Annotated in this window: 17 protein-coding genes; 11 read left to right on the forward strand and 6 right to left on the reverse strand. The window is 59.2% G+C overall.

Annotated elements, in window-relative coordinates; all coding sequences use genetic code 11:
* Window positions 1–133: 133 nt before the first annotated feature.
* From ACJO5Y_RS01415 to ACJO5Y_RS01440, 6 genes are all read left to right on the forward strand, one after another.
* Window positions 134–673, forward strand: a complete 540-nt coding sequence (locus ACJO5Y_RS01415; protein ID WP_406984506.1) for a formate dehydrogenase subunit gamma — start codon at window positions 134–136, stop codon at window positions 671–673.
* A complete protein-coding gene (locus ACJO5Y_RS01420; RefSeq protein WP_406984508.1) occupies window positions 666–2261 on the forward strand; it encodes a formate dehydrogenase beta subunit in 1596 nt (531 codons plus the stop codon). Before ACJO5Y_RS01415 ends, ACJO5Y_RS01420 begins: the two co-directional genes overlap by 8 nt.
* A gap of 2 nt (window positions 2262–2263) precedes the next feature.
* Window positions 2264–5170: a formate dehydrogenase subunit alpha gene (gene fdhF, locus ACJO5Y_RS01425; RefSeq protein WP_406984510.1), complete on the forward strand. Its 2907-nt coding sequence runs from the start codon at window positions 2264–2266 to the stop codon at window positions 5168–5170.
* Window positions 5171–5245: 75 nt separating this feature from the next.
* A complete protein-coding gene (locus ACJO5Y_RS01430) occupies window positions 5246–5458 on the forward strand; it encodes a formate dehydrogenase subunit delta (RefSeq protein WP_406984511.1) in 213 nt (70 codons plus the stop codon).
* Between the two features lie 93 nt (window positions 5459–5551).
* Entirely contained in the window at window positions 5552–7114 is a 1563-nt protein-coding gene (locus tag ACJO5Y_RS01435; protein ID WP_406984513.1) for a Re/Si-specific NAD(P)(+) transhydrogenase subunit alpha, read from the forward strand.
* Between the two features lie 12 nt (window positions 7115–7126).
* Complete coding sequence (locus tag ACJO5Y_RS01440) at window positions 7127–8527, forward strand: NAD(P)(+) transhydrogenase (Re/Si-specific) subunit beta (protein WP_406984515.1); 1401 nt, start codon at window positions 7127–7129, stop codon at window positions 8525–8527.
* On the opposite strand, the gene ACJO5Y_RS01445 is transcribed toward ACJO5Y_RS01440, so the two are convergent.
* On the reverse strand, window positions 8517–9764 hold the full coding sequence (locus ACJO5Y_RS01445; RefSeq protein WP_406984517.1) for an MFS transporter: 1248 nt from the start codon (window positions 9762–9764) through the stop codon (window positions 8517–8519). The two genes, ACJO5Y_RS01440 and ACJO5Y_RS01445, sit on opposite strands and share 11 nt — an antisense overlap.
* A 214-nt stretch (window positions 9765–9978) precedes the next feature.
* A complete protein-coding gene (locus ACJO5Y_RS01450) occupies window positions 9979–10944 on the reverse strand; it encodes an ABC transporter substrate-binding protein (RefSeq protein WP_406984519.1) in 966 nt (321 codons plus the stop codon).
* 387 nt (window positions 10945–11331) lie between these two features.
* On the opposite strand from ACJO5Y_RS01450, the gene ACJO5Y_RS01455 reads away from it, so the two are divergent.
* Window positions 11332–12819 (forward strand): aldehyde dehydrogenase, encoded by a 1488-nt coding sequence (locus tag ACJO5Y_RS01455; protein ID WP_406984521.1) that lies wholly within the window; start codon window positions 11332–11334, stop codon window positions 12817–12819.
* Here ACJO5Y_RS01455 and ACJO5Y_RS01460 read toward each other — a convergent pair whose 3' ends face one another.
* Complete coding sequence (locus tag ACJO5Y_RS01460) at window positions 12820–13635, reverse strand: response regulator transcription factor (RefSeq protein ID WP_406984523.1); 816 nt, start codon at window positions 13633–13635, stop codon at window positions 12820–12822. It abuts the gene before it with no gap.
* Window positions 13636–13721: 86 nt separating this feature from the next.
* Entirely contained in the window at window positions 13722–15116 is a 1395-nt protein-coding gene (locus tag ACJO5Y_RS01465; RefSeq protein WP_406984525.1) for an aspartate aminotransferase family protein, read from the reverse strand.
* A 160-nt stretch (window positions 15117–15276) separates the two neighbouring features.
* On the opposite strand from ACJO5Y_RS01465, the gene ACJO5Y_RS01470 reads away from it, so the two are divergent.
* Together ACJO5Y_RS01470 and ACJO5Y_RS01475 are read left to right on the forward strand one after the other, a co-directional pair.
* Window positions 15277–16614, forward strand: a complete 1338-nt coding sequence (locus ACJO5Y_RS01470; RefSeq protein WP_406984527.1) for a glutamine synthetase family protein — start codon at window positions 15277–15279, stop codon at window positions 16612–16614.
* A 53-nt stretch (window positions 16615–16667) separates the two neighbouring features.
* Window positions 16668–17390 carry a glutamine amidotransferase-related protein gene (locus ACJO5Y_RS01475; protein WP_406984528.1) on the forward strand — a complete coding sequence of 241 codons (723 nt, stop codon included), beginning with the start codon at window positions 16668–16670 and terminating at the stop codon, window positions 17388–17390.
* Window positions 17391–17508: 118 nt separating this feature from the next.
* On the opposite strand, the gene ACJO5Y_RS01480 is transcribed toward ACJO5Y_RS01475, so the two are convergent.
* Window positions 17509–18981: a Na+/H+ antiporter NhaC family protein gene (locus ACJO5Y_RS01480; RefSeq protein WP_406984530.1), complete on the reverse strand. Its 1473-nt coding sequence runs from the start codon at window positions 18979–18981 to the stop codon at window positions 17509–17511.
* 118 nt (window positions 18982–19099) lie between these two features.
* Window positions 19100–20383: an NAD(P)/FAD-dependent oxidoreductase gene (locus ACJO5Y_RS01485; protein WP_406984532.1), complete on the reverse strand. Its 1284-nt coding sequence runs from the start codon at window positions 20381–20383 to the stop codon at window positions 19100–19102.
* 350 nt (window positions 20384–20733) lie between these two features.
* Between ACJO5Y_RS01485 and ACJO5Y_RS01490 the strand changes: the two genes are divergently transcribed.
* Complete coding sequence (locus tag ACJO5Y_RS01490) at window positions 20734–22188, forward strand: malate:quinone oxidoreductase (RefSeq protein ID WP_406984533.1); 1455 nt, start codon at window positions 20734–20736, stop codon at window positions 22186–22188.
* A gap of 173 nt (window positions 22189–22361) precedes the next feature.
* Window positions 22362–23690, forward strand: a complete 1329-nt coding sequence (gene egtB, locus ACJO5Y_RS01495; protein WP_406984534.1) for an ergothioneine biosynthesis protein EgtB — start codon at window positions 22362–22364, stop codon at window positions 23688–23690.
* The last annotated feature ends 41 nt before the right edge of the window (window positions 23691–23731 follow it).

Raw genomic sequence — 23731 nt, forward strand, 5'->3', positions numbered from 1 at the left:
CACCCCCCCGGCCCGGATACCTGTTTCAGCCACCCATGCGCTCCCGCGCTTGAATGTGTCGCAGGCAAGCAACCCGGCGCTTTCTCCACGATTACAATGACCCATCAAGTGCAGAATTTTCCGGGTGACCAAAATGAATAGAACCGAAACCACCGACGTTCAGCACAAAGTGCGCCACATCATTGCCAACCTGAAACACAAACCGGGCGCCCTTATGCCCATCCTGCATGCCATCCAGGACGAACTCGGCTACATCCCCAGCGACACCGTGCCAACCATCGCCGAGGGCCTGCAGGTTACCCGCGCCGAAGTTCACGGCGTCATCAGCTTCTATCATGATTTCCGCACCACCGCCCCCGGCAAGCACACCGTCCAGATATGTCGGGCCGAAGCCTGCCAGGCCCGCGGTTGCCGTACACTCGAACGCCACGCCCAGCAGACACTCGGCGTTGACTACCACCAGACCACCCTGGATGGCGACATCACCCTGGAGGCTGCCTACTGCCTCGGAAACTGCGCCACCGGACCATCCATCCGCATTGGCGACGACATTCACGGCCGTGTCACACCGGCCCGTTTTGACGCCCTGATCGACCAGTTACAGACCGTGCCGCTCTTTATCCAGGTGGCACAGGCAGGGGCAGACAGAAAGGAAGACAGCAGCCATGGTTAAAGTCTTTGTGCCACGAGACACCACCGCCTTATCACTCGGTGCCAATCAGGTCGCGGATGCGCTGACACGGGCCTGCGGTGGCCAGGACACCGATATCGACCTGGTCCGCAACGGCTCACGGGGCCTTTTCTGGCTGGAACCCCTGGTTGAAATCGAGACCGGGGAGGGCCGCGTCGCCTACGGCCCCGTGGCTCCTGAAGACATCCCGGCGCTGCTCGACCAGGGCATGCTCGAAGGCAAACCCGGTCACCCCTTGTACCAGGGGTTGACGGAAGAGATCCCGTACCTGAAAAATCAACAGCGCCTCACTTTCAGCCGTGCTGGCATTATCGACCCCACTTCGCTGGATGATTACGTTCACCTGGGCGGCTACGTCGGCCTGCGTAAAGCCCTGGCCAGGATTCCCCAGGAGATCGTCGACGAAGTGAAAGCCTCCGGCCTGCGCGGCCGGGGCGGGGCGGCTTTCCCGGCCGGCATTAAATGGCAGACGGTGCTCGATGCGGACGCCCGCACCGGTAGCAACCCTTATTCCGAACGCAAGTTTATCGTCTGCAACGCGGACGAGGGCGACTCCGGCACCTTTGCCGACCGCCTGGTGATGGAAGCCGACCCCTTCATGCTGATTGAAGGCATGACCATCGCCGGCCTCGCCGTGGGCGCGGACACCGGTTACATCTACCTGCGCTCCGAATACCCGGTTGCCCACCAGATCCTTAACGAAGCCATCGCCAGAGCTGAGGAAGCCGGTTATCTGGGCGGCAACGTACTGAACTCCGGCAAGGCCTTCCACCTGGAAGTTCGCCTCGGCGCCGGCGCCTACATCTGCGGCGAAGAGACCTCTCTGCTCGACAGCCTCGAAGGCAAACGCGGCCAGGTGCGAGTCAAACCCCCGCTACCCGCATTGAAAGGTGCCTTCGGCCAACCGACGGTGGTCAACAACGTGCTCACCCTTGCCGCCGTACCCTTTATCCTGGCCGAAGGCGGCCAGGCCTACGCCGACTACGGCATGGGCCGTTCGCGTGGCACCCTGCCGTTCCAGCTGACCGGCAACATCGAACGCGGTGGCGTGGTGGAACTGGCGTTCGGCGTCACCCTGCGCGAACTGCTTGAAGACTACGGTGGTGGTACCGCCTCCGGCCGGCCGATGCGTGCCGTCCAGGTCGGTGGCCCGCTGGGTGCCTACATGCCTGAAAGCCAGTGGGACACTCCACTCGATTACGAAGCCTTCAGCGAGGTTGGCGCTGTGGTCGGCCACGGCGGCATCGTGGTGTTTGATGACACCGTGGACATGCTCGACCAGGCCCGCTTCGCCATGGAATTCTGCGCGGTGGAATCCTGCGGAAAATGTACCCCCTGCCGCATAGGCTCCACTCGGGGCGTGGAAGTTATCGACCACATCCGCGCCAACCAGGAGCGTGATTACAACCTGAATTTGCTGGAAGACCTTTGCGACACCCTGGAAGACGGCTCCCTCTGCGCCATGGGCGGCATGACGCCTAACCCGGTGCGCAGCGCCCTGCAGCACTTCCCGGACGACTTTCACCAAGACCGCACCACTGTGTCCCGCACGACGGCGGGGGAGGCCTGATCATGTTGCACATCTACGATCCGAACACCCGCTCTGACCGTGATCTGGGCACGCCGCCCCCGGTCGAGACCGGCCACACCGTATCACTGACGATCGACGGCCAGGCCGTGACCGTACCCGAGGGCTCCTCGGTGCTGCGCGCCGCCGCCATCGCCGGCATCCAGATTCCCAAGCTGTGCGCCACCGATAATCTCGACGCCTTTGGCTCCTGCCGCCTGTGTGCAGTGGAGATTGAAGGCCGGCGCGGCCTGCCGGCCTCCTGCACCACGCCGGTGGCCGAGGGCATGAGCGTCATCACCCAGAACGATCGCGTCGCCAAACTGCGCCGCAACGTGATGGAGCTGTACATTTCCGACCACCCACTGGACTGCCTGACTTGCTCCGCCAACGGCGATTGCGAACTGCAGGACATGGCCGGCGCCGTCGGCCTGCGCGAGGTGCGCTACGGATACGAGGGCAAGAACCACCTCGAGGCCGAGAAGGACACCAGCAACCCCTATTTCACCTTCGACACCAGTAAATGCATCGTTTGTTCACGCTGCGTGCGGGCCTGCGAGGAAGTGCAGGGCACCTTCGCACTGACCATTGACGGCCGGGGCTTTGATTCCAAGGTCGCTGCGGGGCAGGGCGAAGACTTCATGGATTCCGAATGCGTCTCCTGCGGCGCCTGCGTCCAGGCCTGCCCAACGGCGACACTCATGGAGAACTCCGTGATCGAGCAGGGCCAGCCGGAACATTCGGTGGTGACCACCTGCGCCTACTGCGGCGTCGGCTGCTCGTTCAAGGCCGAGATGAAAGGCAACACCGTGATACGCATGGTGCCGTTCAAGGATGGCCACGCCAACCACGGCCATTCCTGTGTAAAAGGCCGCTTCGCCTTTGGTTATGCCACCCATCCGGAACGGCTGACCAAGCCGATGATCCGCAATCACACCGACGAACCCTGGCGCGAAGTCAGCTGGGAAGAGGCGATCCAGTTCGCGGCCGAGCGCATCAGGGCCATCCAGGCCAAATACGGCCGCGACAGCGTCGGTGGTATTACGTCCTCACGCTGCACCAACGAGGAAGCCTACCTGGTGCAAAAGCTGGTGCGTACCGCTTTCGGTAACAACAACACCGACACCTGTGCCCGCGTCTGCCATTCCCCGACCGGCTACGGCCTGAAACAGACCCTTGGGGAAAGCGCCGGCACCCAGACCTTCGATTCGGTGATGAAATCCGACGTCATTGTCGTTATTGGCGCAAACCCGACCGACGCCCATCCGGTGTTCGGCTCGCAACTGCGCCGCCGTCTCCGCCAGGGCGCCAAGCTGATCGTCGCTGACCCGCGTTCCATTGATCTGCTGAATACCCCGCACGGCGGCGAGGCGCTGCATCTGCCGTTGCGTCCCGGGACCAACGTCGCCCTGATCAACGCCCTCGCGCATGTTGTCATCACCGAAGGACTGGAAGACCGCATGTTCATCGCCACCCGTTGCGACGGAAGCGAGTACGCCGCCTGGAATGCGTTTATCCGCGAGGAACGCCACTCACCGGAAGCGACGGAAGACATCACCTGCGTTCCGGCCGGTAAAGTCCGCGAAGCGGCCCGGCTCTACGCCCAGGCGGGTAACGGCGCCATCTACTACGGCCTGGGCGTGACCGAACACAGCCAGGGCTCCACCATGGTGATGGGCATCGCCAACCTCGCACTGGCCACCGGCAATATCGGCCGCGAAGGTGTGGGCGTCAACCCGTTGCGTGGCCAGAACAACGTCCAGGGTTCGTGCGACATGGGGAGCTTCCCCCATGAACTGCCGGGCTACCAGCACGTTTCCCGGGAGGGCCCGCGCAAGGCCTTTGAAGACGCCTGGGGCGTCACGATCGACAGCGAACCCGGCCTGCGCATTCCCAATATGTTCGACGCCGCCATCGACGGCAGCTTCAAGGGGCTGTATGTGCAGGGTGAGGACATCGCTCAGTCAGACCCCAACACCCACCATGTGGAACAGGCGCTCGGCTCGCTGGAATGCCTGATCGTGCAGGACCTGTTCCTGAATGAGACCGCCAAGTTCGCCCACGTGCTGCTGCCCGGCTCCTCATTCCTGGAGAAAGACGGCACGTTCACCAACGCCGAACGCCGCATCAACCGCGTGCGCAAAGTGATGCCAGCACTGGCCGGCAAGGAAGACTGGCAGGTCACCCAGGACCTCGCCAACGCCCTCGGCTACCGGATGGACTACAACCACCCGGAAGATATCATGAACGAGATCGCCCGCCTCACGCCGAGCTTCAAGAACGTGACCTACCAGAAGCTGGACGAACTCGGCAGCATCCAATGGCCGTGCAACGATGAACACCCGAACGGCACCCCGATCATGCACGAGGAAGACTTCCCGATCGGCAAAGGCAAGTTCGTCGTCACCGACTACGTGCCGACCACCGAGCGTGCTAACCGCCGTTTCCCTCTGCTGTTGACCACGGGCCGTATCCTCAGCCAATACAACGTCGGCGCCCAGACAAGACGCACCGACAATCAGGCCTGGCATGACCAGGACAGGCTGGAGTTGCATCCTCACGACGCCGAAGAACGCGGTATCAATGACGGTGACTGGGTCGGCCTCACCAGCCGGGCGGGGAATACCGTGCTGCAGGCCCGGATCAGCACTCGCATGCAACCGGGCGTGGTCTACACCACCTTCCACCATCCCGTGAGTGGCGCCAACGTCATCACGACCGACAATTCGGACTGGGCCACCAACTGCCCTGAATACAAGGTCACCGCCGTACAGTGCGAAAAGGTCGCGCAACCCTCGGCCTGGCAACAGCGCCACCTGGCGGCCTGGCAACAGCGCCACCTGGCACAACATAAAAAACAATGGAGTTTCCTGAAACCCGGGGAAACAGACGAAAAGCAGGTTATTAAATAGGAATGGAAACAATGGCCGGCAGGTGGTGTATCACGGCGTATAACCATAATTCCCGTAATGGCAGAGATTGAATACATGAGTAGCAATACAGAGCATCTGGTAAAGATGGCCAACCAGATTGCGGAGAACGCCCCGAGCAAAGACAGTCCGGAAGCGACGGCGGAGGCCGTGGCTTCCCACCTGCGAAAGTTTTGGGCAAAGCCGATGAAACAGACGATAAAGCAGTATGCGGAATCCAGCGGAGAGGGGTTGTGCGAACTGGCAATGGATGCCGTAAGACGGTTGTGACTGGATGACGAACCAGCCGGCGCACGGTTTCCAGCTGGAAGTCGCCGGAATTCTCAGTTGATCCCTTGGATAATCCGCAGCGGAGAGAACAAGATGCGAATAGGTGTTCCGAAAGAAATTGACGAAGGGGAAAAACGCGTTGCGTTGACCCCGGAAGTCGCAATACAGCTACAAAAGCTGGGCTTCAGCCTCGCTATCGAAACAGGGGCGGGCCTTGAGGCCAGTTTCGATGACGACCAGTACCGTGAAGCCGGTGTTGAGATTATCGAGGACCCGAAAGAACTTTGGCATTCGTCCGACATTGTCATGAAAGTACGTCCGCCCAGCCAACACCCGGAACTGGGCTTTTATGGCGTTGAGCTGCTGGGCAAGGGGCAGACACTGATCAGTTTCCTCTATCCGGCGCAAAACCCCGAGATGCTGCAGGAACTGTCCAACCGTGGCGTCACCGCCCTGGCCATGGACTCGGTGCCACGCATTTCCCGTGCCCAGAAGATGGACGCGCTGAGCTCCATGGCCAACATCGCGGGTTACCGCTCGGTGGTTGAGGCGTCCCAGCACTTCGGCCGTTTCTTCACCGGACAGATCACCGCGGCCGGCAAGATTCCCCCGGCCAAGGTGCTGGTGATCGGCGCCGGGGTGGCGGGGCTCGCTGCCATCGGTGCGGCCAAGAGCATGGGCGCCGTGGTGCGGGCCTTCGACACCCGCCCCGAGGTGAAGGAGCAGGTGGAGAGCATGGACGCAGAGTTCCTGATGCTCGATTTCGACGGCGAGGACGGCAGCGGCCAGGGCGGCTACGCCAAGACCATGAGCCCCGAGTTCATCGAAGCCGAAATGGCACTGTTCGCGGAGCAGGCCAAGGACGTTGATATCATCATCACCACCGCCCTGATTCCGGGCAAACCGGCGCCGGAATTGATCACCGAGGGCATGGTCGCCAGCATGAAACCGGGCAGCGTCATCGTCGACCTGGCGGCCGAAACCGGTGGCAACTGCAAGCTGACCGAGGCCGACCAGGTGGTGGTCAGGCACGGCGTTACCCTGATCGGCTACACCAACCTGCCGAGCCGCCTGGCGTCGCAGGCCAGCCAGCTCTATGCCACCAACCTGCGCCACCTGCTGAGCGACCTGTGCCCGGAGAAGAACGGCGAGATCGTCGTCAACATGGAAGACGAGGTGATTCGCGGCGCCACCGTGGTGAAAGAAGGCGAGGTTACCTGGCCGCCGCCCGCCCCGCGCTTGTCGGCGGCGCCAAAGACCGACATGGGCGACAAAGCCCGGGTCGAGGTTGAAAAGTCGGAGCCCAACCCGAAACACCCGCTGGCCTTCCTGGTCCCCGTGGCGCTTGCAGGGCTCGGGCTGCTGGGCCTGGGTTCGGTAGCGCCACCGGAGTTCATGGGGCACTTGACCGTTTTCGTGCTGTCCTGCTTCGTTGGCTACATGGTGATCTGGGGGGTGTCGCACTCGCTGCATACGCCGCTGATGAGCGTCACCAACGCAATCAGTAGCATCATCGTTATCGGCGCTCTGATGCAGATATCCAGCGAGCAACCCCTGGTGCTGATACTGGCGGTGTTGGCGGTGTTCATCACCAGCATCAATATTGTCGGCGGCTTTGCCGTCACCCAGCGCATGCTGAGAATGTTCCGGAAATAAGGGCGAATAACGATGATCACAGGCGTAATCACGGCTTCTTACATAGGGGCGAGCGCGCTCTTTATTCTCGCACTGGGCGGCCTCAGCCATCAGGAATCCGCACGTCGCGGAAACCTCTTCGGCATGCTGGGCATGGGCCTGGCGTTGGTTGTTACGATTTTCGGTATCGTCACCAACAACTACCTCTTCCTACTGCCAGGCATGATCGCCGGTGGTGCTATCGGATGGTATCTGGCAAAAAAGGTCGAGATGACCCAGATGCCGGAGCTGGTCGCGATCCTTCACAGCCTGGTGGGGCTGGCCGCGGTTTTCGTCGGCTACGCCAACGCGCTGGGGCACAGTGAGCTCAGCGGTGTCGAGAAGACCATCCATGATATCGAAACCTACGTCGGCATCCTGATCGGCGCGGTCACCTTCACCGGTTCCGTTGCTGCCTACCTCAAGCTGAGCGCCAGAATCAGCGGCAAGCCCTTGCAGCTACCCGGGCGGCACCTGTTCAACGCCAGCCTGGGTGTAGCGGCGGTGGTATTCGGCGTGTTCTTCGTCGAACAGTCCGCCGCCGGCGGTGGCATGCTCTGGCTGGTGCTGATGACCGTTGTCGCACTGGTGTTCGGCGTGCACATGGTCGTTGCCATCGGGGGCGCCGACATGCCGGTGGTGGTGTCGATGCTCAACAGCTACTCCGGCTGGGCCGCGGCGGCGATGGGATTCATGCTGGGCAACGATCTGTTGATTGTGGTCGGTGCGCTGGTCGGCAGTAGTGGTGCCATCCTCAGCTACATCATGTGCAAGGCGATGAACCGCCGGTTCGTCAGCGTCATCCTCGGCGGGTTCGGCGGTGGTTCGAGCAAAAGCGCCGGAGCAGGCGAGGCTGGTGAGGCCGGCAACGTTAATCCGATTGAGGCGGAGGGAGTGGCGCACTTGCTGGAGAGCGCCAGGGAAGTGATGATCCTGCCGGGTTACGGCATGGCGGTCGCCCAGGCACAGCATACGGTCTTCGAGATCAGCAATAAGCTGCGGGAGATGGGTGTCAACGTGCGCTTCGGCATCCATCCGGTGGCTGGCCGCATGCCGGGCCACATGAACGTGCTGCTGGCCGAGGCCAAGGTGCCCTACGACATCGTCTACGAGATGGACGAGATCAACAAGGACTTCCCCAACGTGGATGTCTCCGTGGTGATTGGCGCCAACGACATCGTCAACCCGGCGGCCCAGGAAGTACCGGACAGCCCCATCGCCGGCATGCCGGTCCTCGAGCCCTGGAAGGGCAAGACCACCATCGTGCTCAAGCGTGGCATGGCCACGGGCTACGCCGGCGTCGATAATCCGCTGTTCTACAAGGAAAACACCCGCATGCTGTTTGGCGACGCCAAGGAAAGTGTTGATGCGGTACTGAAATTCCTCAGGGCCTGACGTGCCTGGAGGCCCACGCGAATCCAAGCAAGCCGACAATCGGGCCGGGAACCAGTATCCAGGCCGCATCGAGGCCAATGTAGTCGAACAGGGCGGTGGTGGCTGCGATTGATACAACGGTAATGGCAAAGCCGATGGAATTCTGAATGGCCAGCGCAGCGCCCACCAGCTCACGGGGGCAGGCCTGCGCTGATAGGGCAGAGAATTGGGGGGAGTCCGCCACGACCGTAGCTCCCCACAAAAGCAGGAGAACGCCAAGCCAGGCGGCTGACAGCTCACGCCAAAACAGGACAAACACCAGGGCGCATATGCCTGAAGAGGCCAGTGCGCCGAGGGCGACCTTTGCGCTGCCGAGATGGCGTGAAAGAACCCCGCCAATCAGGCAACCCAACGCGCCAATGCCAATGATACTGAAAGCCATGCCAGAGACGCCGAGCCCGGAGAATTCGCTGGCAAGCACGGTGTTTGACACCAGCAACGGCACCACGGTCCAGAACGCATACAGTTCCCACATGTGACCGAAGTACCCAAAGGCGGCCGCGCGGTATCGATTAATTCTGAAGGCATCGAAAACAGTGGCGTGCCGTTCCTGCGTTTCATGGATGGGAGTTTTACCCGAACGCACCTGGGGCAGGTGTGGTCCGTCCCCCAGTAGATGGATCAGCAGCGCCCCCATCAGCGCAAGGATCGACGAGGCGAGAATGATGTACTGCCAGGGCAGATCCGCGCCCGCTTCCCGCAACGCATGGGGCAGCGCCGTACCCAGTGTCAACATCGCAACGAGCTGAGCCAGGGCCTGGCCTGTTCGCTCCGGGGCCCAGCTGACAATCAGTTTCATGCCCACCGGGTAGATGCCCGCCAACGACAGGCCGACCAGGAAGCGGAACACAATGGCGCTGGCAAGCCCTTCCGAAAGCCAGGCAAAGCAGGCATTAAACAGGGCCCCGGCAATCGCGCTGCAAACGAAGATCACACTGGCGCGGTAGCGCTCTGCCACCCCGCCAAGCGCCACGATCAGTGTGCCGAGGATGAAGCCTCCCTGAACGGCGCTGGTCAACCAGCCGATGTCCGCAGCACTGATGTGCCAGCTGTTCATGAGGTCTTCTGTGGCGCTATTGGCGCTGAACCACAGTGATGTACCGAACAGTTGGGCGATGGCGATCGTCGCCACCGGCCCGAACCAGCGTAATGGCCATGGGAGGCTAATACCGGCTGTCTCGACTTTTCCGGACGTCATTCGTGTCCCATCCAATATCCAATGGCATTAAGGATTATCTTTTAATCTGGAACACTTTATATCGTTTGTCCGTACATTGAACCAAGTGAACTTTCTTGCGTTCCCATTTAACCGGACTGCCCAGGGCTCACTGAAAGCGACGAACCAGTGTGTTCATTTCCTCGGCCATACGGGCCATCGATCGCCCCGACTGATACTTCATTTACCGCGTGATCTAGTCAACGAAGTTGGCCTTGCTGGCAATCAGCGGTGACAACTCGAGGTGCCAGTGTTTCAGACCACTCTCGCTGTAGACGTAGTGGCCGCTGAGGGATTTCAGATGGGGGATACGGTCAGGCTTGACGTCCTTGAGAATCAGCGACGCCAGGCGGGCAGCGGTCAGACCTTCCTGGTGGGCGGAAATGGTGAACCCGCCGATACTCTGTTCCTCACCGACAAAAATGTCCCAGAACGAGAACAGTGGCAGCTGCGCCTTATGGAAAGCTTCTTCCAACAGTTCCTGTGGTATGACGTATCTGCCGTCCTGATCCCGGATCGTATGGTGGGTGCCGAGCACGACCGCGTCATAACGCTCATGGGCGCTTGTTACAGTTTCTAACCAGGTGCCCCGGTCATTGGTCAGCACGATGTCCAGATCTGAGCCGTAAATCGTAGCCTGGCGTTTGTCGCCAAAGTACTCGTTTACGGCGTTACGCATGGTGGGGGAATCGTCCATCAATACCAGGAAGCGTACTTTCTGACCGAGCACTTTTCTCAGGTGACGGATACTGTCTTCGAAGAATGGGCGCTCGAGGATGCCGGTCACCAGAGGATGGCTCAGAGTAGGGTGCTGTACCGGGCCGCCATTGACACCAAGGAAGACAACCGGAATCTCCCTTTCCACCAGATGGTCTGCCATCAGGGAGAAGGCATTGTCATCACCGAGGATGGCAACATCGGGTTTGATGTCTGCGATGGCTTTCCGGATCTCCGCCACTTTTTCCGGCCACTCGGGTTTTGACAGGCGCTTCGTGTCCAACTCGAACACACGGATATCGTGATCATCCCCGAGCACGGACTTAACGGCGGCGATGTAGTCCGCATCCCATTTGTATTCAATGTGATAGCTCTGGATGATGACGACGGATTTAGCAAAACACAGGGGGCTGACCAGCAGGAGTGCCAGGAGGAGAAAACGCATAGCTGTTCCTTATTATTATCCGGGCAAAGTTGAAAAACAGAATTCTTAACGATGTGTTTTTCAGGCAGTTTTTTATGGTTATTTGTAGTGCTGATACAGAAAGCGTGCCAGTTAGCCAAGGTGCTGTTTTGCAAAGACTTTGGTTTTCTTGTGGGAGTATTTGTTTCTGCTTTCTTACATTGGGCGTCCGAATATAAGGACGGTTTTTGGCGGATTATCCAGTTTTTGTCCGTTATTCAGGACTCTGTGTCCGGAATTCCGGACTAAAGAGCCATAAGAGCATTCAGATCGCTGTACGGCACTATTATACCTACTGGGGTATATGGAGGGTTTGTGGCCGGGTCGGATAGGCTTGTCTGCAAAGTCATTCAATGTCGGGAGAAGATCATGAAAACCAGTGCGGAATGGAAAGCCCTGAGCGAGTCGGTTAGCTTGCAAGGGCAGGCCTTCATCGCCGGACAGTTCCGGGGTGCGGTGTCCGGAGAGACCTTCCCGGCCATTAACCCGGCGACCGAACAGAAACTCACGGATGTCGCCAGTTGCGATGCGGCCGATGTCGACCTGGCCGTGACCGCGGCCCGCGAGGCGTTTGTTTCCGGCGTCTGGTCGGAACTGGCCCCGGGCGACCGTAAACGCATTCTGCTGCGCCTGGCCGACCTGGTTGAAAAACACGGTGACGAACTCGCTGTGCTGGACAGCCTGGACATGGGTAAGCCCGTCAGTGAGATGGTCGGCATCGACGTGCCGGATTCCATTGACTGTCTACGCTGGACGGCCGAATCCATCGACAAGCTCTACGGCGAGATTGCACCGACTGGCAACGACACCCTGGGCCTGATCCGCCATGAGCCTGCGGGCGTCGTCGCTGCGATCACCCCCTGGAATTATCCGCTGATGATGGCCACCTGGAAGATTGCCCCGGCACTGGCGGCGGGCAACTCGGTCATCCTCAAGCCATCCGAGAAAAGTGCGCTGAGCGTGCTGAGACTGGCGGAGCTGGCGAAAGAGGCGGGCATTCCCGATGGCGTGTTCAACGTGCTGCCCGGTTTCGGTCACACTGCGGGCAAGGCGCTGGCGCTGCATAACGACGTCAATGTGCTCGCCTTTACCGGTTCCAGCCGCGTCGGCGGACTGCTGATGGAATATGCCGGTCAATCCAATCTCAAGCGGGTATGGATTGAAGCGGGTGGCAAATCGCCGATGCTGGTGTTTGAGGATTGCGAGGACATCGAGAAGGCGGCGTCCACGGCGGCCGCAGCGATATTCTCCAACCAGGGCGAAGTCTGTATCGCCTGCTCCCGGCTCTATGTCCAGTCGTCCATCCGCGAGCGTTTCACGGAAGCCTTGCTGGAGGCGGCGAAAGCCTATCGGCCCCGGGATCCGCTAGATCCGGAAACCCGCATGGGGGCGCTTGTCGACAAGACCCAATTGGAGACCGTTGCCCGCTATGTCCAGTTGGCGATCGACGAGGGTGGCCAGGTGCTGACCGGCGGTGTCCCTGAGGCGGTACCGGGGCAGGGCTACTTCGTCGGGCCTACCATCATTGGCGATGCCCACAACGGCATGCGCTTCGTGCAGGAAGAAATTTTCGGCCCGGTGCTGGCCCTGGGCGAATTCAGCGACGAAGCCGAGGCCATCCACCTGGCCAACGACAACCGTTATGGTCTGGGCGCATCGGTTTGGACGGGCAATCTGTCCCGGGCCCATCGCGTCAGCGGGAAAATTCAGAGCGGTATGGTCTGGGTCAACGGCTGGGGCGGCGGTGACAGCACGATGCCGTTCGGTGGGGTAAAAGCCTCCGGTTATGGCCGGGACAAGTCCCTGCATGCGCTTGAGAAATACACGGACCTGAAAACCGTGTGGATCAGCCTCTGATCAGTGCTCAAGGCTCGTGGGGTTGTCTTCCAGGTGGGTCAGGTGGTTGATGAACTGCGTGAAGATTTCCGCCTGGGTGGAGGTGTTCAGCCGCGTATGGATGTTCTTGCGGTGCACCTTCACGGTCCCCACGCTGATCTTCAGGTGATCGGCAATCGCCTGGGACGAGAAACCACGCAGGATCAGGTCGGTGATTTCCCGCTCGCGCTGGGTGAGGACGCCGCTGGCAAACGTACGCAGGGCGCGCTTCATGGGGCCGTCGGAACGACCGTATTGCAGGAATTCACCGGACTGGGCCTGCCAGAACTGGCGCACCAGCGCGCTGATGACCGGGTAGAATTCCTGCAGGGCATTTAACTCGGTGCGGGAAATGCTCTCCAGCGATGCCTTGCGCCCGAGGGTGATGGCGCAGGTCACTTTGTCATCGAGGCGGATCAGCAAGTTGATCTCATCCACCAGGCCGAAGTTCTGGTAACAGGTCTGGTAGTACTCTGTACTCCTGAAGGAATCCGGCATGATCTCAGCCAGACGCACAATGCCGTGCGATGCTCCGTTCTTGATGGCATGGAACAGTGGGTCTAGTACATAGGCATGGTTCAGGTACTGGCGCAGGGTGTCGCTTTGTTCCTCTGGTTCGGAGGGATGGACCAGGATCGGTCGCAGGGACTTCTTGTAGGTTAGAAGAAGGATCGTATCGAAGAAACACAGCGTCGACAGGAACGCTTCCAGCATGGTCGGGAAGCTGCGCAGGCGCTGATGTTCAATGAGGACCGCCAGGTTCTTCTGCCAGCTCTCGTTCGCCTGTATCTGATTCACGCGATCTCTCATCACACACCTTAATGGTCTTTCTTTCAAGGCTAAGCCAATTAGTGGACCGAAGCCAGCCCGATCCACAGCAAGGCTCATGCCGCAGAAATGCCGCCCACCCGGGCGTAGGTGCGATCCAGCGCGACACGTAGGCGATCCACCATCTCATCCACCTCCGCATGGCTGATAACCAGCGGCGGCGAGAGCACGATCCGATTGCCACAGGCCCGTGCAATCAGCCCGCTGGCGGTGCACTCGTCCCGGCATAGGGTGCCAACGTCTTCGTCAAAGAAGGTGCGCGTCTGGCGATCCTTCACCAGGGCCAGGCCCGCAATCAGGCCGGTGCCCTCGATATGGCCGCAAAGCGGGTGTTCGCCCAGGGTGTCCCGCAGACGGGCCTGGAAATAGGGGCCAATGTCGGAGGCGACCGATTCGACAATCCTTTCTTCCTTCAACAGCCGGATATTCTCCAGAGCGACAGCCGCTGCCACGGGATGACCGGAATAGGTGAAACCGTGACTGAAATCGCCGCCCGACTCGATCAGGGTGTCAGCAATCCGGTCGCCAACCGCCACGGCGGAGATGGGCAGATACCCGGAGGAGAGCCCCTTGGCCATCGACATAATGTCCGGCTGGAAATCGTAAGTCTGGCTGCCAAACCATTGCCCGGTCCGACCAAAACCACAGATCACCTCATCCGCCACCAGCAGCACGTCATACTTGCGGCAGATACGCTGGATTTCCGGCCAGTAAGTGCGTGGCGGGACGATCACACCGCCGGCGCCCTGGATGGGTTCACCGACAAAGGCGGCGACGTTATCCGGGCCAACTTCCAGCAGCTTCTGTTCCAGCTCGCGGGCGCGGAGCAGGCCGAACTCATCTTCGGAAAGGCCATCGGCCTCGCCATACCAATAGGGCTGCCGGATGCGGTGGATACCCGGTAGCAGCGGGGCACACTGACCGTGCATATGGGGCATGCCGCCCAGACTGGCGCCGCCAAGGGTGCTGCCATGGTAGGCATTGTCCCGTGCGATCAGCAGCTTGCGGTAGGGCTTACCTTTGAGCGTCCAGTAATGGCGCACCATTCGGATGATCGTGTCGATCGCCTCTGAGCCGGAATTGGCGAAAAAGACCCGGTTAAGATCGCCGGGTGTTATGTCAGCGATGGCCTGGGCGAGCCTGGTTACGGGTGTATGGGTGCTTTGGAAAAACGTGTTGTAGTAGGGCAGCACCTGCATCTGTTCGTGGGCGGCATTGATCAGTTCCTGCCTTCCGTAGCCCAGGTTCACGCACCAGAGGCCAGCCATACCGTCGATTAGTTCGTTGCCGTCCGAATCCCAGACATGGACGCCCTCAGCTCGTGTGATCACCAGTGCACCCTTACGATTGAGTGCCTGGGTGTCTGTGAACGGATGCAGGTGGTGGCGGGCATCGGTGTCGCGCACGGCGTTTTGCGTTTCAGTGTTCGGAATGTTGGTTGTGTATGACATGACAATTCCCATGAAAGTGTAGGCGCCTGGATTAACGTCCACATCTACCATAGGAAATGTCGTGTTTTCGGAGATATACCCCCCGGGTGATAGATACACCCTTACTCCAGTGGGATATCGTGGCATTCTGACTTCCTAAAAGCATTCAAGAGTAACCCGTATGACTATTAACAAGAACCGCGACCTGGACTTCTTCATCACGGACCTGAACGGGAATTTACGCGGAAAGCGATTGCCTTCCAGCGGCCTGAAAAAGGCACGGAAGGAGGGGCTCAAATTGCCACGCTCGGTGGTCGGCTTTGATTTCTGGGGTGCCGACGTGCTTGAAAACGGGCTGGTGTTTGAAACCGGCGATAGTGATGGCGTCTGTATGCCCGTCTCTAACGACCCGACACCGGTGCCCTGGTCCGAAGTACCCCGTGACCAGATGCTGGCGATGATGTTCAATCCGGACGGAACGCCCTTCGAGGCTGATCCTCGCCAGGTCCTCAAGCGCATCGTGGACCGCTTTGCCGAGCAGGGATTAACGCCGGTGATGGCGACGGAGCTTGAGTTCTACCTTATGGATGCCGAATCCGAAAGCACGCAACGCCCGATCCCACCGGCATTGGCCGACGGCAAGGGGCGCCGGCTGTCCAACACGGAAGGTTATGCCGTCGAGGAAATGGACGGGTTTGAGGCCTTCTTTACCGATATCCGTGCAGCGTGTCAGACCCAGGGTATCGGGGCCGACACCATTATCGCCGAGATGGGCCCCGGCCAGTTCGAGGTCAACCTCAATCATGTCGCCGACCCACTGAATGCAGCCGATCAGGCGATCCTGTTCAAGCGCCTGGTGCGCGGCGTTTCACGGCGTCACGGCTATGCGGCGACGTTTATGGCCAAGCCCTATGCTGAGGAAAGCGGCAACGGCTTCCATGTGCATTTCAGCCTGCTTGATCAGGACGGTAACAACGTCTTTGATAACGGCACCGAAGAGGGCAGTGACCTTCTCAGACATGCCATTGCAGGTCTGATGAAGCTGATGCCCGAGAGCATGCTGGTTTTCGCGCCCCACCTGAATTCCTACCGCCGTTTTATGCCGGGCGCCTATGCACCGACCTTCGCCAGCTGGGGTTACGAAAACCGGACGGTTGCACTGCGTGTACCGGAAAGTCCGAACATTGCACGGCGGATCGAACACCGTGTCTCCGGCGCTGACGCCAACCCCTATCTCGTACTGGCCTCGGTCCTCACCGGCGCATTCTATGGTATGGAGAACAAGCTTGAGCCGAACGCACCGGTCGAGGGCGACGCTTATACCGAGGAGAACCCGGAATACCCGCTGCCGTGCGAATGGCAGGAAGCGACCAATCGCTTCGACCAGAGTGAGATCCTGCGGGAGTACCTGGGTGACGAGTTCGTCCGGGTCTACGCCGAAGCCAAGCGCCAGGAGCGTCAGCGCCTGAATGAGCGGATCTCCGACATTGAATACGAAGCCTACCTGGGCCTGCTCTGATTTAATTAACAACAGATAACGCCTGCGGTAAAGCCGCAGGCGAGGAGTACCTGATGAGTCTGAAAATCGGCATACTCGCCACCGGCATTACGCCGGACGATTTGATTGATACCTACGGGTCCTACGCGGACATGTTCATGAAGCTGTTCGGGCAGGCCGGCTACGACTTCGACTACGAAACCTTTGATGTCCGGGACGATGTCTTTCCGGATTCGGCCGAATCCTGCGACGCCTGGATCATTACCGGCTCCAAGTCCAACGTCTACGAGAACACGCCGTGGATGGCCCGCCTGAAGAGCCTGATCCTCGAGATCTACAGCATCGGTCGCCCGATGGTTGGTATCTGCTTCGGTCACCAGATTATCGCCGAAGCCTTTGGTGCCGACGTTAACAAATACCCGGAAGGCTGGGGCGTTGGCCTGCACACCTATCAGTTGGAAAAGACTGTACCGGAACTGGACGGCCTGCAAGGGCAGTTCACCCTGAACGCCATGCATCAGGACCAGGTGCTGACCAAGCCGAAGCAGGCCGAAGTCGTCGCCTTTTCGTCATTCTGCCCCTTTGCCGCACTCCAGTACGACAATCGCATCCTGACCCTGCAGGCCCACCCCGAATTTAACGTGGATTTCGAATCCCGGTTGGTACAGTCGCGCCGTGACAATCCGATTCCGCCGGCAGCGGCAGATGAAGCGTTGGCAGGCCTCAACGACGAGTCCGCCGACACGGATTCCCTGCAGGTCGCGCGATGGATGGCCTCATTTCTCCAGCAGGGGTGAACCGGTAAGGTTCTAATCCCGTCCCATATCGACCGGCGCCAAGCGCCGGTCTTTTTTTGCAGGCACAAAAAAGCCGGGCGAGGCATAAGCGCCTGGCCCGGCTGTGGAGATCGCCGCCTCAGGCGATCATGTAACCCATCACGATGAAGGATACGAATGCCATGATCGCGCCTATCGTGGCGTAGGGGATCTGGGTCAGGGCGTGCTGCATCGGTGTACAGCCGGAGCCCGTGGATGACAGCACCGTAGAGTCACTGAAGAAGCAGGCGTGGCTACCGAACGCAGACGCGGAGAGCAGGGCGCCCACAGTCAGCGGCATGGACATATCCATGGCCTGGGCCATCGGGATTACGATGGGCAGCGATACCACAAACACACCCCAGCTTGAACCGGTGGAGAACACCACCGCAGCCATGGTGGCAAACACCACTGCCGGGAGCAGCTCCGGAGAGAGATACGGTGTAATGGTTTCGATGATATAGGGAGTCATGCCCAGTTCATCGTTGATGGCCTTGACCATGAAGCCGGCACACACCACGGCGATCGGATGCAGCATAACCTTGAAGCCATCCAGCATGGAGTCGGTCAGTTCGCCGAAGCTCATCAGCCGCTGGCAGAAGTACAGGATCATAGTGAAGATGGAAGCCACTAGCGCGCCCAGTAACAGGTCGATCTCGTAGTAGATGCTGGCGATAATCAGGACTGCCATCGGCAGCAGGAAGTTCATCAGTCCCACCATCGTGGAAGTACGACGAACGTTGCTGGTATCGAAACCCTGGTCCTCTAATCCGTCCGGGATCGGCTGGCCTTTACGGGCCCGTTCCTCGGCCTTTTTCATCGGGCCGAGATCCTTCAGTACACCCATGGCTACGAGGAAAACCACAATCAGTGCGGCCCAGCCGTAAGCCATGTAGGGAATCGAATCAATGTACAGCGACATGCCCTGGCCGTCAGGAACGGCGCCGTTTTCTTCCAGCAGAGCGCCGAAATAGACCGCCCAGGTGGAAATCGGAACCAGGATACAGACCGGAGCGGCGGTGGAATCCACCAGGAACGCCAGTTTTTCACGGGAGATCTTGAAGCGATCCGTCAGGGTCTTCATGGACGCGGATACAGCCAGCGAGTTCAAGTAGTCATCAATAAAGACCGCCAGGCCCAGGAAGGACGTGGTCAGCATGGTGCCGCGCTTGGTCTTTATACGCTTGGCCAGCACCTCGCCAAAACTCAGCACACTGCCGCCGCGTTCCAGCATATTGATCAGGCCGCCCATCATGCCGCAGACCAGTACAATCCAGGCGATGGTTTCGTTCTGGACCACGTTCATGGACAGATCACCCAGGCTGGTGAAAAGGTTGGTCGGGTCAATCAGGAGGGAACCGGCAATGATACCGGCGAAGATGGATTCGAGGGGACGCTTGGTTTTAACTGCGACCAGGACAATCAACAGGGAAGGCAGCAAGCTCAGTATACCGTACGAATCGCCCTCCACCTGCCAGGTCGACATATAGGCGAAGGCCGCGAGTATCGCTCCGTAGCCCAATATCGAATACAGGGGCCCCCAGCCGGGACGGTCCTTCAGACCATCGTTCATTGGCATGATCCCGCTATCAGTACTTATTGTGTTGTCAGTCATCATATTACCCGTCTCTTGTTTTTCATTGAAACCGCGGTGAGAGCAGTCACCGCGGAATTCGGGGGCAAGTGAGAAATCAAATGCCGAGCTGGTCGCGCAGGTTGTAGTACCAGGCCCCCATGGCGGTCAGCGGAATCCGCATGGCCCGTCCGCCGGGGAAGGAGTACTGGGGCAGGCCGGCGAAGATATCGAATCGTTCTGCCTGGCCCTGGATAGCGTCACTGATCACCTTGCCCGCCAAATGGGTGCAGGTGATGCCATGGCCGCTATAGCCTTGCGCGTAATAGATATTCCCGCCGATGCGGCCAAACTGGGGCAGACGCATCAGCGTGAGAAGGAAATTGCCCGTCCAGGCGTAGTCGATCTTCACCCCTTTCAGCTCCGGGAAGGTCTTGAGCATCTTGGGTACGATCAGGGATTCGACCTTTTCTGGCTCGCGGGCGCCGTAGGTGACGCCTCCGCCGTAGATCATCCGGCCGTCACCGGACAGGCGGAAGTAGTCGAGGAGGTAGTTGCAGTCCTCGACGCAATTGTCTTTGGGCAGCAGGCGCTGGCGTACATTCTCGGCCAGCGGCTCTGTGGTAATGATCTGCGTGCCGCAGGGTATGGCCTTGGATTCCAGCTTGGGCAACAGACCATTGAGGTAGGCGTTACCGGCAACCAACACATAGTCGGCCTCAACGCAGCCTTCCTCGGTGTGGACGACCGGTTTGTCGCCTTCGCGAATCCGCAGCGCGGCGGAGTTCTCATAGATGACGCCACCCAGAGATTCAACGGCCGCTGCTTCACCGAGTACCAGGTTCAGCGGATGGAAATGCCCGCCGCTGTGGTCGATCAGACCGCCGGTGTAGCGTTCGCTGCCGACGTGTTGCTGGATGGCGTTCTCATCGAGCAGCTCGAGCTGGTCATGGCCGTGGGCTTCCCAGAGCTTTTTCTTCTCGACCAGTCCATCGAATTGCTTGCTGTTGCAGGACGCAAAAATGCCGCCTTCCTTCAGGTCACACTGGATGTCGTACTGCTTCACGAAGCGCCGCAGGATACGACCGCCCTCGAAGGCCATCTGGCCCATTTCGGCACCGACTTTCTCGCCGTAGTTCCGTTCGATGAAGTCGATATCGCGGCTGTAGCTGTTGACGATCTGGCCGCCATTGCGGCCGGATGCGCCGAATCCAATGCGGCTGCCTTCCAGGACAACCACCTTGAACCCTTTTTCGGCGAGGTGGAGCGCTGTCGACATGCCGGTGAAGCCGGCGCCGATGACGCATACATCAGCCCTTACGTGCCCTTGCAGGGTGGGGCGTACCGCCTTGTCATTCGCCGACGCAGCGTAGTAGGAATTGGTATGAGACGTTGTTGGCACGGTGTTACTCCCGAAACATCATTGTGTCTTGACCGGCCTCCCGAAGGTTGGCCGATATAGTCTTGTCTTGGGATACAACGTTACGGAGAAGTGACAATCCTGGGATATACCCCCCTGGGTATATTTTGGGAGGGTAACCATTGCAGAGCTGAACCACTGCGGCGCATGGAATGGGTTTTGGGGTAGGGCGGGGAGATGATGCGCGTCTGGCGATGATCCGCGCGGGAGCCTATATTGGCTTGACGGCAATACTAGCGATAGGTTTTCAGTGTATGCCGGAAGCATGGTACTTTCGAACCACAAGATGTTGTTGATTAAAATCAGAAAATCCAGACTGGCGAGTAGACTTTATGAACGTAGTGATCATCGGCGCAGGGATTATGGGAACCACTTTTGCCACCTTGGCAAAAGAGATGGCACCGGATATGGATATCACCATCCTGGAGAGGTTGGACCGCGCTGGGGCGGGAAACTCATGGGCATTCAACAACGCCGGTACGGGACATGAAGCGAACTGTGAGCTTAACTATACCCCCGTGGATGAAGAGGTCATTTCGGTCGAAAAAGCGCTGAAGATCCACGCCCAGTTCAACGTTGCCAAGCAGTTCTGGGCTTACCTGATCAAAAAGGGCGCCATCAAGGACCCTCAAACTTTTATTCACCAAACCAAACACTGCACCATTGTTTCTGAACCTTCAATCGAAGAGCTGCAATTGCGATTCAAGGAAATGTCCGCTCATCATTTTTTCGAGCACATGCGTTACTCGGAAGACTTCGACGAAATAAAAAGCTGGATTCCCTACACCATGGAAGAACGCCCTCGCCATGAAAAAATGGCGGCTACTATCATTGAAACAGGTACGGACGTTAACTTTGGTGCGCTAACGGAGCAAATGGCGACGCATGCGGTGCAAGACCTGGGCGTTAAAATCGAATACGGCACCCATGTTAAGCGCGTGCACCGGAGCCCGACCGGGCGTTGGGTTATTGAGGCAGACAGGAAAGGGGATTCGGTTCAGCATAGGGCGGATGTGCTCTTTGTCGGCGCCGGTGGGGGCGCTTTCCCGCTGTTGAAGAAAAGTCACTTGCCGTTCCGCAGCAGATTCGCCGGCTTTCCCGTGGGCGGGCGGTTTTTGCAGGCTCCGATCAGTGAAGAGCAAGCCGAGTATTATCGCGCCAAAACCTACGGCAAGGCGAAAGTGGGGGCTCCTCCCATGTCCGTGCCCCATCTGGATTTGCGGGCAGTGAATGGTAAGCACTATTTACTGTTCGGTCCCTTTGCATCCTTTAAACCGGTTCTCGAAAAAGGCCGTGGGCTTTTTGATTACCTCACTTCCATTCGCCTGCATGATATCCCGGCTTTGCTGGACGTCGCCAGGGACCACTTCCCGTTAGTCAAGTACCTGATTTCAGAGACGTTTAAAGGCAGAAAGAGCATGTTCGATGAGCTTGAGAACTTTGCTCCCGGCCTGAGTAAAAAGTTTGACTGGAAACCGGTTCAGGCCGGCCAACGAGTACAGATCATCAAAGACGGGGATCTGCAGATGGGTACGGAAATCCTCGTGTCCTCGGATAAAACTTACGGAACCTTACTGGGGGCATCGCCGGGGGCGTCGGTTTCGCCCGAGGTTATGTTGCGCTGCCTGGAGCAATTATTACCGGCTATTTTTTCCAAAGAGGAAGCCAACAAAAAGAAGAAGGAGATGTTTCCTGAGGATGACCTGGATGCATTGATCAATAATCCTGATCGTTACCGGGAGATTCGTGATTCAGTCAACAAACAGTTGGGGATAAAAACGACATAGCCATCGTCGCCGACGGCGATAGGCTACTTGACCGATCCTTATCGTCGGCCTTTACTTGAGGCAACGGACCTGCCGGCAGGCGTCATTCTACCTGGCGGTGCCGCACAGAATTCCAGTACCGGTGGTTGGCCATTGATGGCCACGGGCAATACCCATAACCAGGGAATGCCGCCATGTCATACGCAGAACCGTTTTACCCGGCCCCAGGCGGGGAACTCAGTGCGCTGGAATACTCGCTGGAAGCCTTCAGGAACGTTCGAGCCATTACGGAACAGTTGTGCAGCCCCCTGGAAACGGAAGATTACGTCATCCAGAGCATGGACGATGTCAGTCCGCCAAAATGGCATTTGGCCCACGTTACCTGGTTCTTCGAGGCTTTTCTGCTCAAGCCGTTTCTGAGGGGGTATGTACCCCTGAACGAGACTTATGATCACCTGTTCAATTCCTACTACGAAACCCACAGCAATCCCTTTCCGCGGCCCCACCGAGGCCTGCTGTCCCGGCCGACCGTAGCAGAGATCTATCGTTACCGGCATTACGTGGACGAAGCCATAGGGCGGCTGCTGAACAACCCGCCGTCGCAACATCGCCACACCATTGCAGAACGAGTCTGTCTGGGTATCCACCATGAACAGCAGCACCAGGAACTGCTGGCCATGGACATCAAGCACATCCTGGCCCAGAACCCGCTGCGCCCCGTCTACAGTAAACGCCTTCAGGCCCCGCCAGGGCGTAAACCGGTGCCCATGCGTTGGCGGATCTATGAAGGCGGGCTGGTATCCATCGGCGTGGAGCCGGACAGCGTGGGGTTTGCCTTTGACAATGAACGGCCGGCCCATCGGCAGTACCTTGAACCCTTCGAACTGGCAACGCGGCCGGTGACCAACCGGGATTATATGGGTTTCATGGAGCAGGGCGGTTATCAGGATCCGGCCCTGTGGCTCGCGGACGGCTGGCACCTGATCCGGGAAAACGGCTGGACGGCGCCACTGTATTGGGCCAGGGAAGGGGACCGGTGGTACCACTTCACCCTCGCTGGCTGGCTCCCCGTGGACCCTGATGCGCCGGTCTGCCATGTCAGCTTTTACGAGGCGGATGCCTACACCCGCTGGGCGGGAGAACGCTTGCCCACTGAAGCGGAATGGGAGCATGCCGCAATCCACATCCGGAACTGGAAAGGCAACTTTGTTGAGAGCGGCTATTTGCAGCCTGTCGCCGCGGAGGCCTGTGCTACGAACAACCTGCGCGACCCGCCGTTACAGATGTTTGGCGATGTCTGGGAGTGGACAGGCAGCGCCTACCGGCCTTATCCGGGGTTCAGGACACTCTCCGGCAGCCTCGGCGAGTACAACGGCAAATTCATGTCCGGGCAGATGGTGCTCAGGGGAGGGTGCTGCGCCACTCCCGCCAGCCATATCCGACCCACGTACCGCAATTTCTTCCCCCCATCGGCGCGCTGGGCCTTTTCAGGGTTCAGACTTGCCAGAGAGGCTTCCCGGTGAACGTTGCAGAAATTCATTTTCACGATCAACTGTCTGAAGAC

It is taken from the genome of Marinobacter alkalisoli, assembly GCF_045449855.1.
Taxonomy (GTDB): Bacteria; Pseudomonadota; Gammaproteobacteria; order Pseudomonadales; family Oleiphilaceae; genus Marinobacter.

Coding starts and splice junctions, on each gene's coding strand:
- ACJO5Y_RS01415 (WP_406984506.1), top strand. CDS start 134: ATGAATAGAACCGAAACCACCGACGTTCAGCACAAAGTGCGCCACATC.
- ACJO5Y_RS01420 (WP_406984508.1), top strand. CDS start 666: ATGGTTAAAGTCTTTGTGCCACGAGACACCACCGCCTTATCACTCGGT.
- fdhF (WP_406984510.1), top strand. CDS start 2,264: ATGTTGCACATCTACGATCCGAACACCCGCTCTGACCGTGATCTGGGC.
- ACJO5Y_RS01430 (WP_406984511.1), top strand. CDS start 5,246: ATGAGTAGCAATACAGAGCATCTGGTAAAGATGGCCAACCAGATTGCG.
- ACJO5Y_RS01435 (WP_406984513.1), top strand. CDS start 5,552: ATGCGAATAGGTGTTCCGAAAGAAATTGACGAAGGGGAAAAACGCGTT.
- ACJO5Y_RS01440 (WP_406984515.1), top strand. CDS start 7,127: ATGATCACAGGCGTAATCACGGCTTCTTACATAGGGGCGAGCGCGCTC.
- ACJO5Y_RS01445 (WP_406984517.1), bottom strand. CDS start 9,764: ATGACGTCCGGAAAAGTCGAGACAGCCGGTATTAGCCTCCCATGGCCA.
- ACJO5Y_RS01450 (WP_406984519.1), bottom strand. CDS start 10,944: ATGCGTTTTCTCCTCCTGGCACTCCTGCTGGTCAGCCCCCTGTGTTTT.
- ACJO5Y_RS01455 (WP_406984521.1), top strand. CDS start 11,332: ATGAAAACCAGTGCGGAATGGAAAGCCCTGAGCGAGTCGGTTAGCTTG.
- ACJO5Y_RS01465 (WP_406984525.1), bottom strand. CDS start 15,116: ATGTCATACACAACCAACATTCCGAACACTGAAACGCAAAACGCCGTG.
- ACJO5Y_RS01470 (WP_406984527.1), top strand. CDS start 15,277: ATGACTATTAACAAGAACCGCGACCTGGACTTCTTCATCACGGACCTG.
- ACJO5Y_RS01475 (WP_406984528.1), top strand. CDS start 16,668: ATGAGTCTGAAAATCGGCATACTCGCCACCGGCATTACGCCGGACGAT.
- ACJO5Y_RS01480 (WP_406984530.1), bottom strand. CDS start 18,981: ATGAACGATGGTCTGAAGGACCGTCCCGGCTGGGGGCCCCTGTATTCG.
- ACJO5Y_RS01490 (WP_406984533.1), top strand. CDS start 20,734: ATGAACGTAGTGATCATCGGCGCAGGGATTATGGGAACCACTTTTGCC.
- egtB (WP_406984534.1), top strand. CDS start 22,362: ATGTCATACGCAGAACCGTTTTACCCGGCCCCAGGCGGGGAACTCAGT.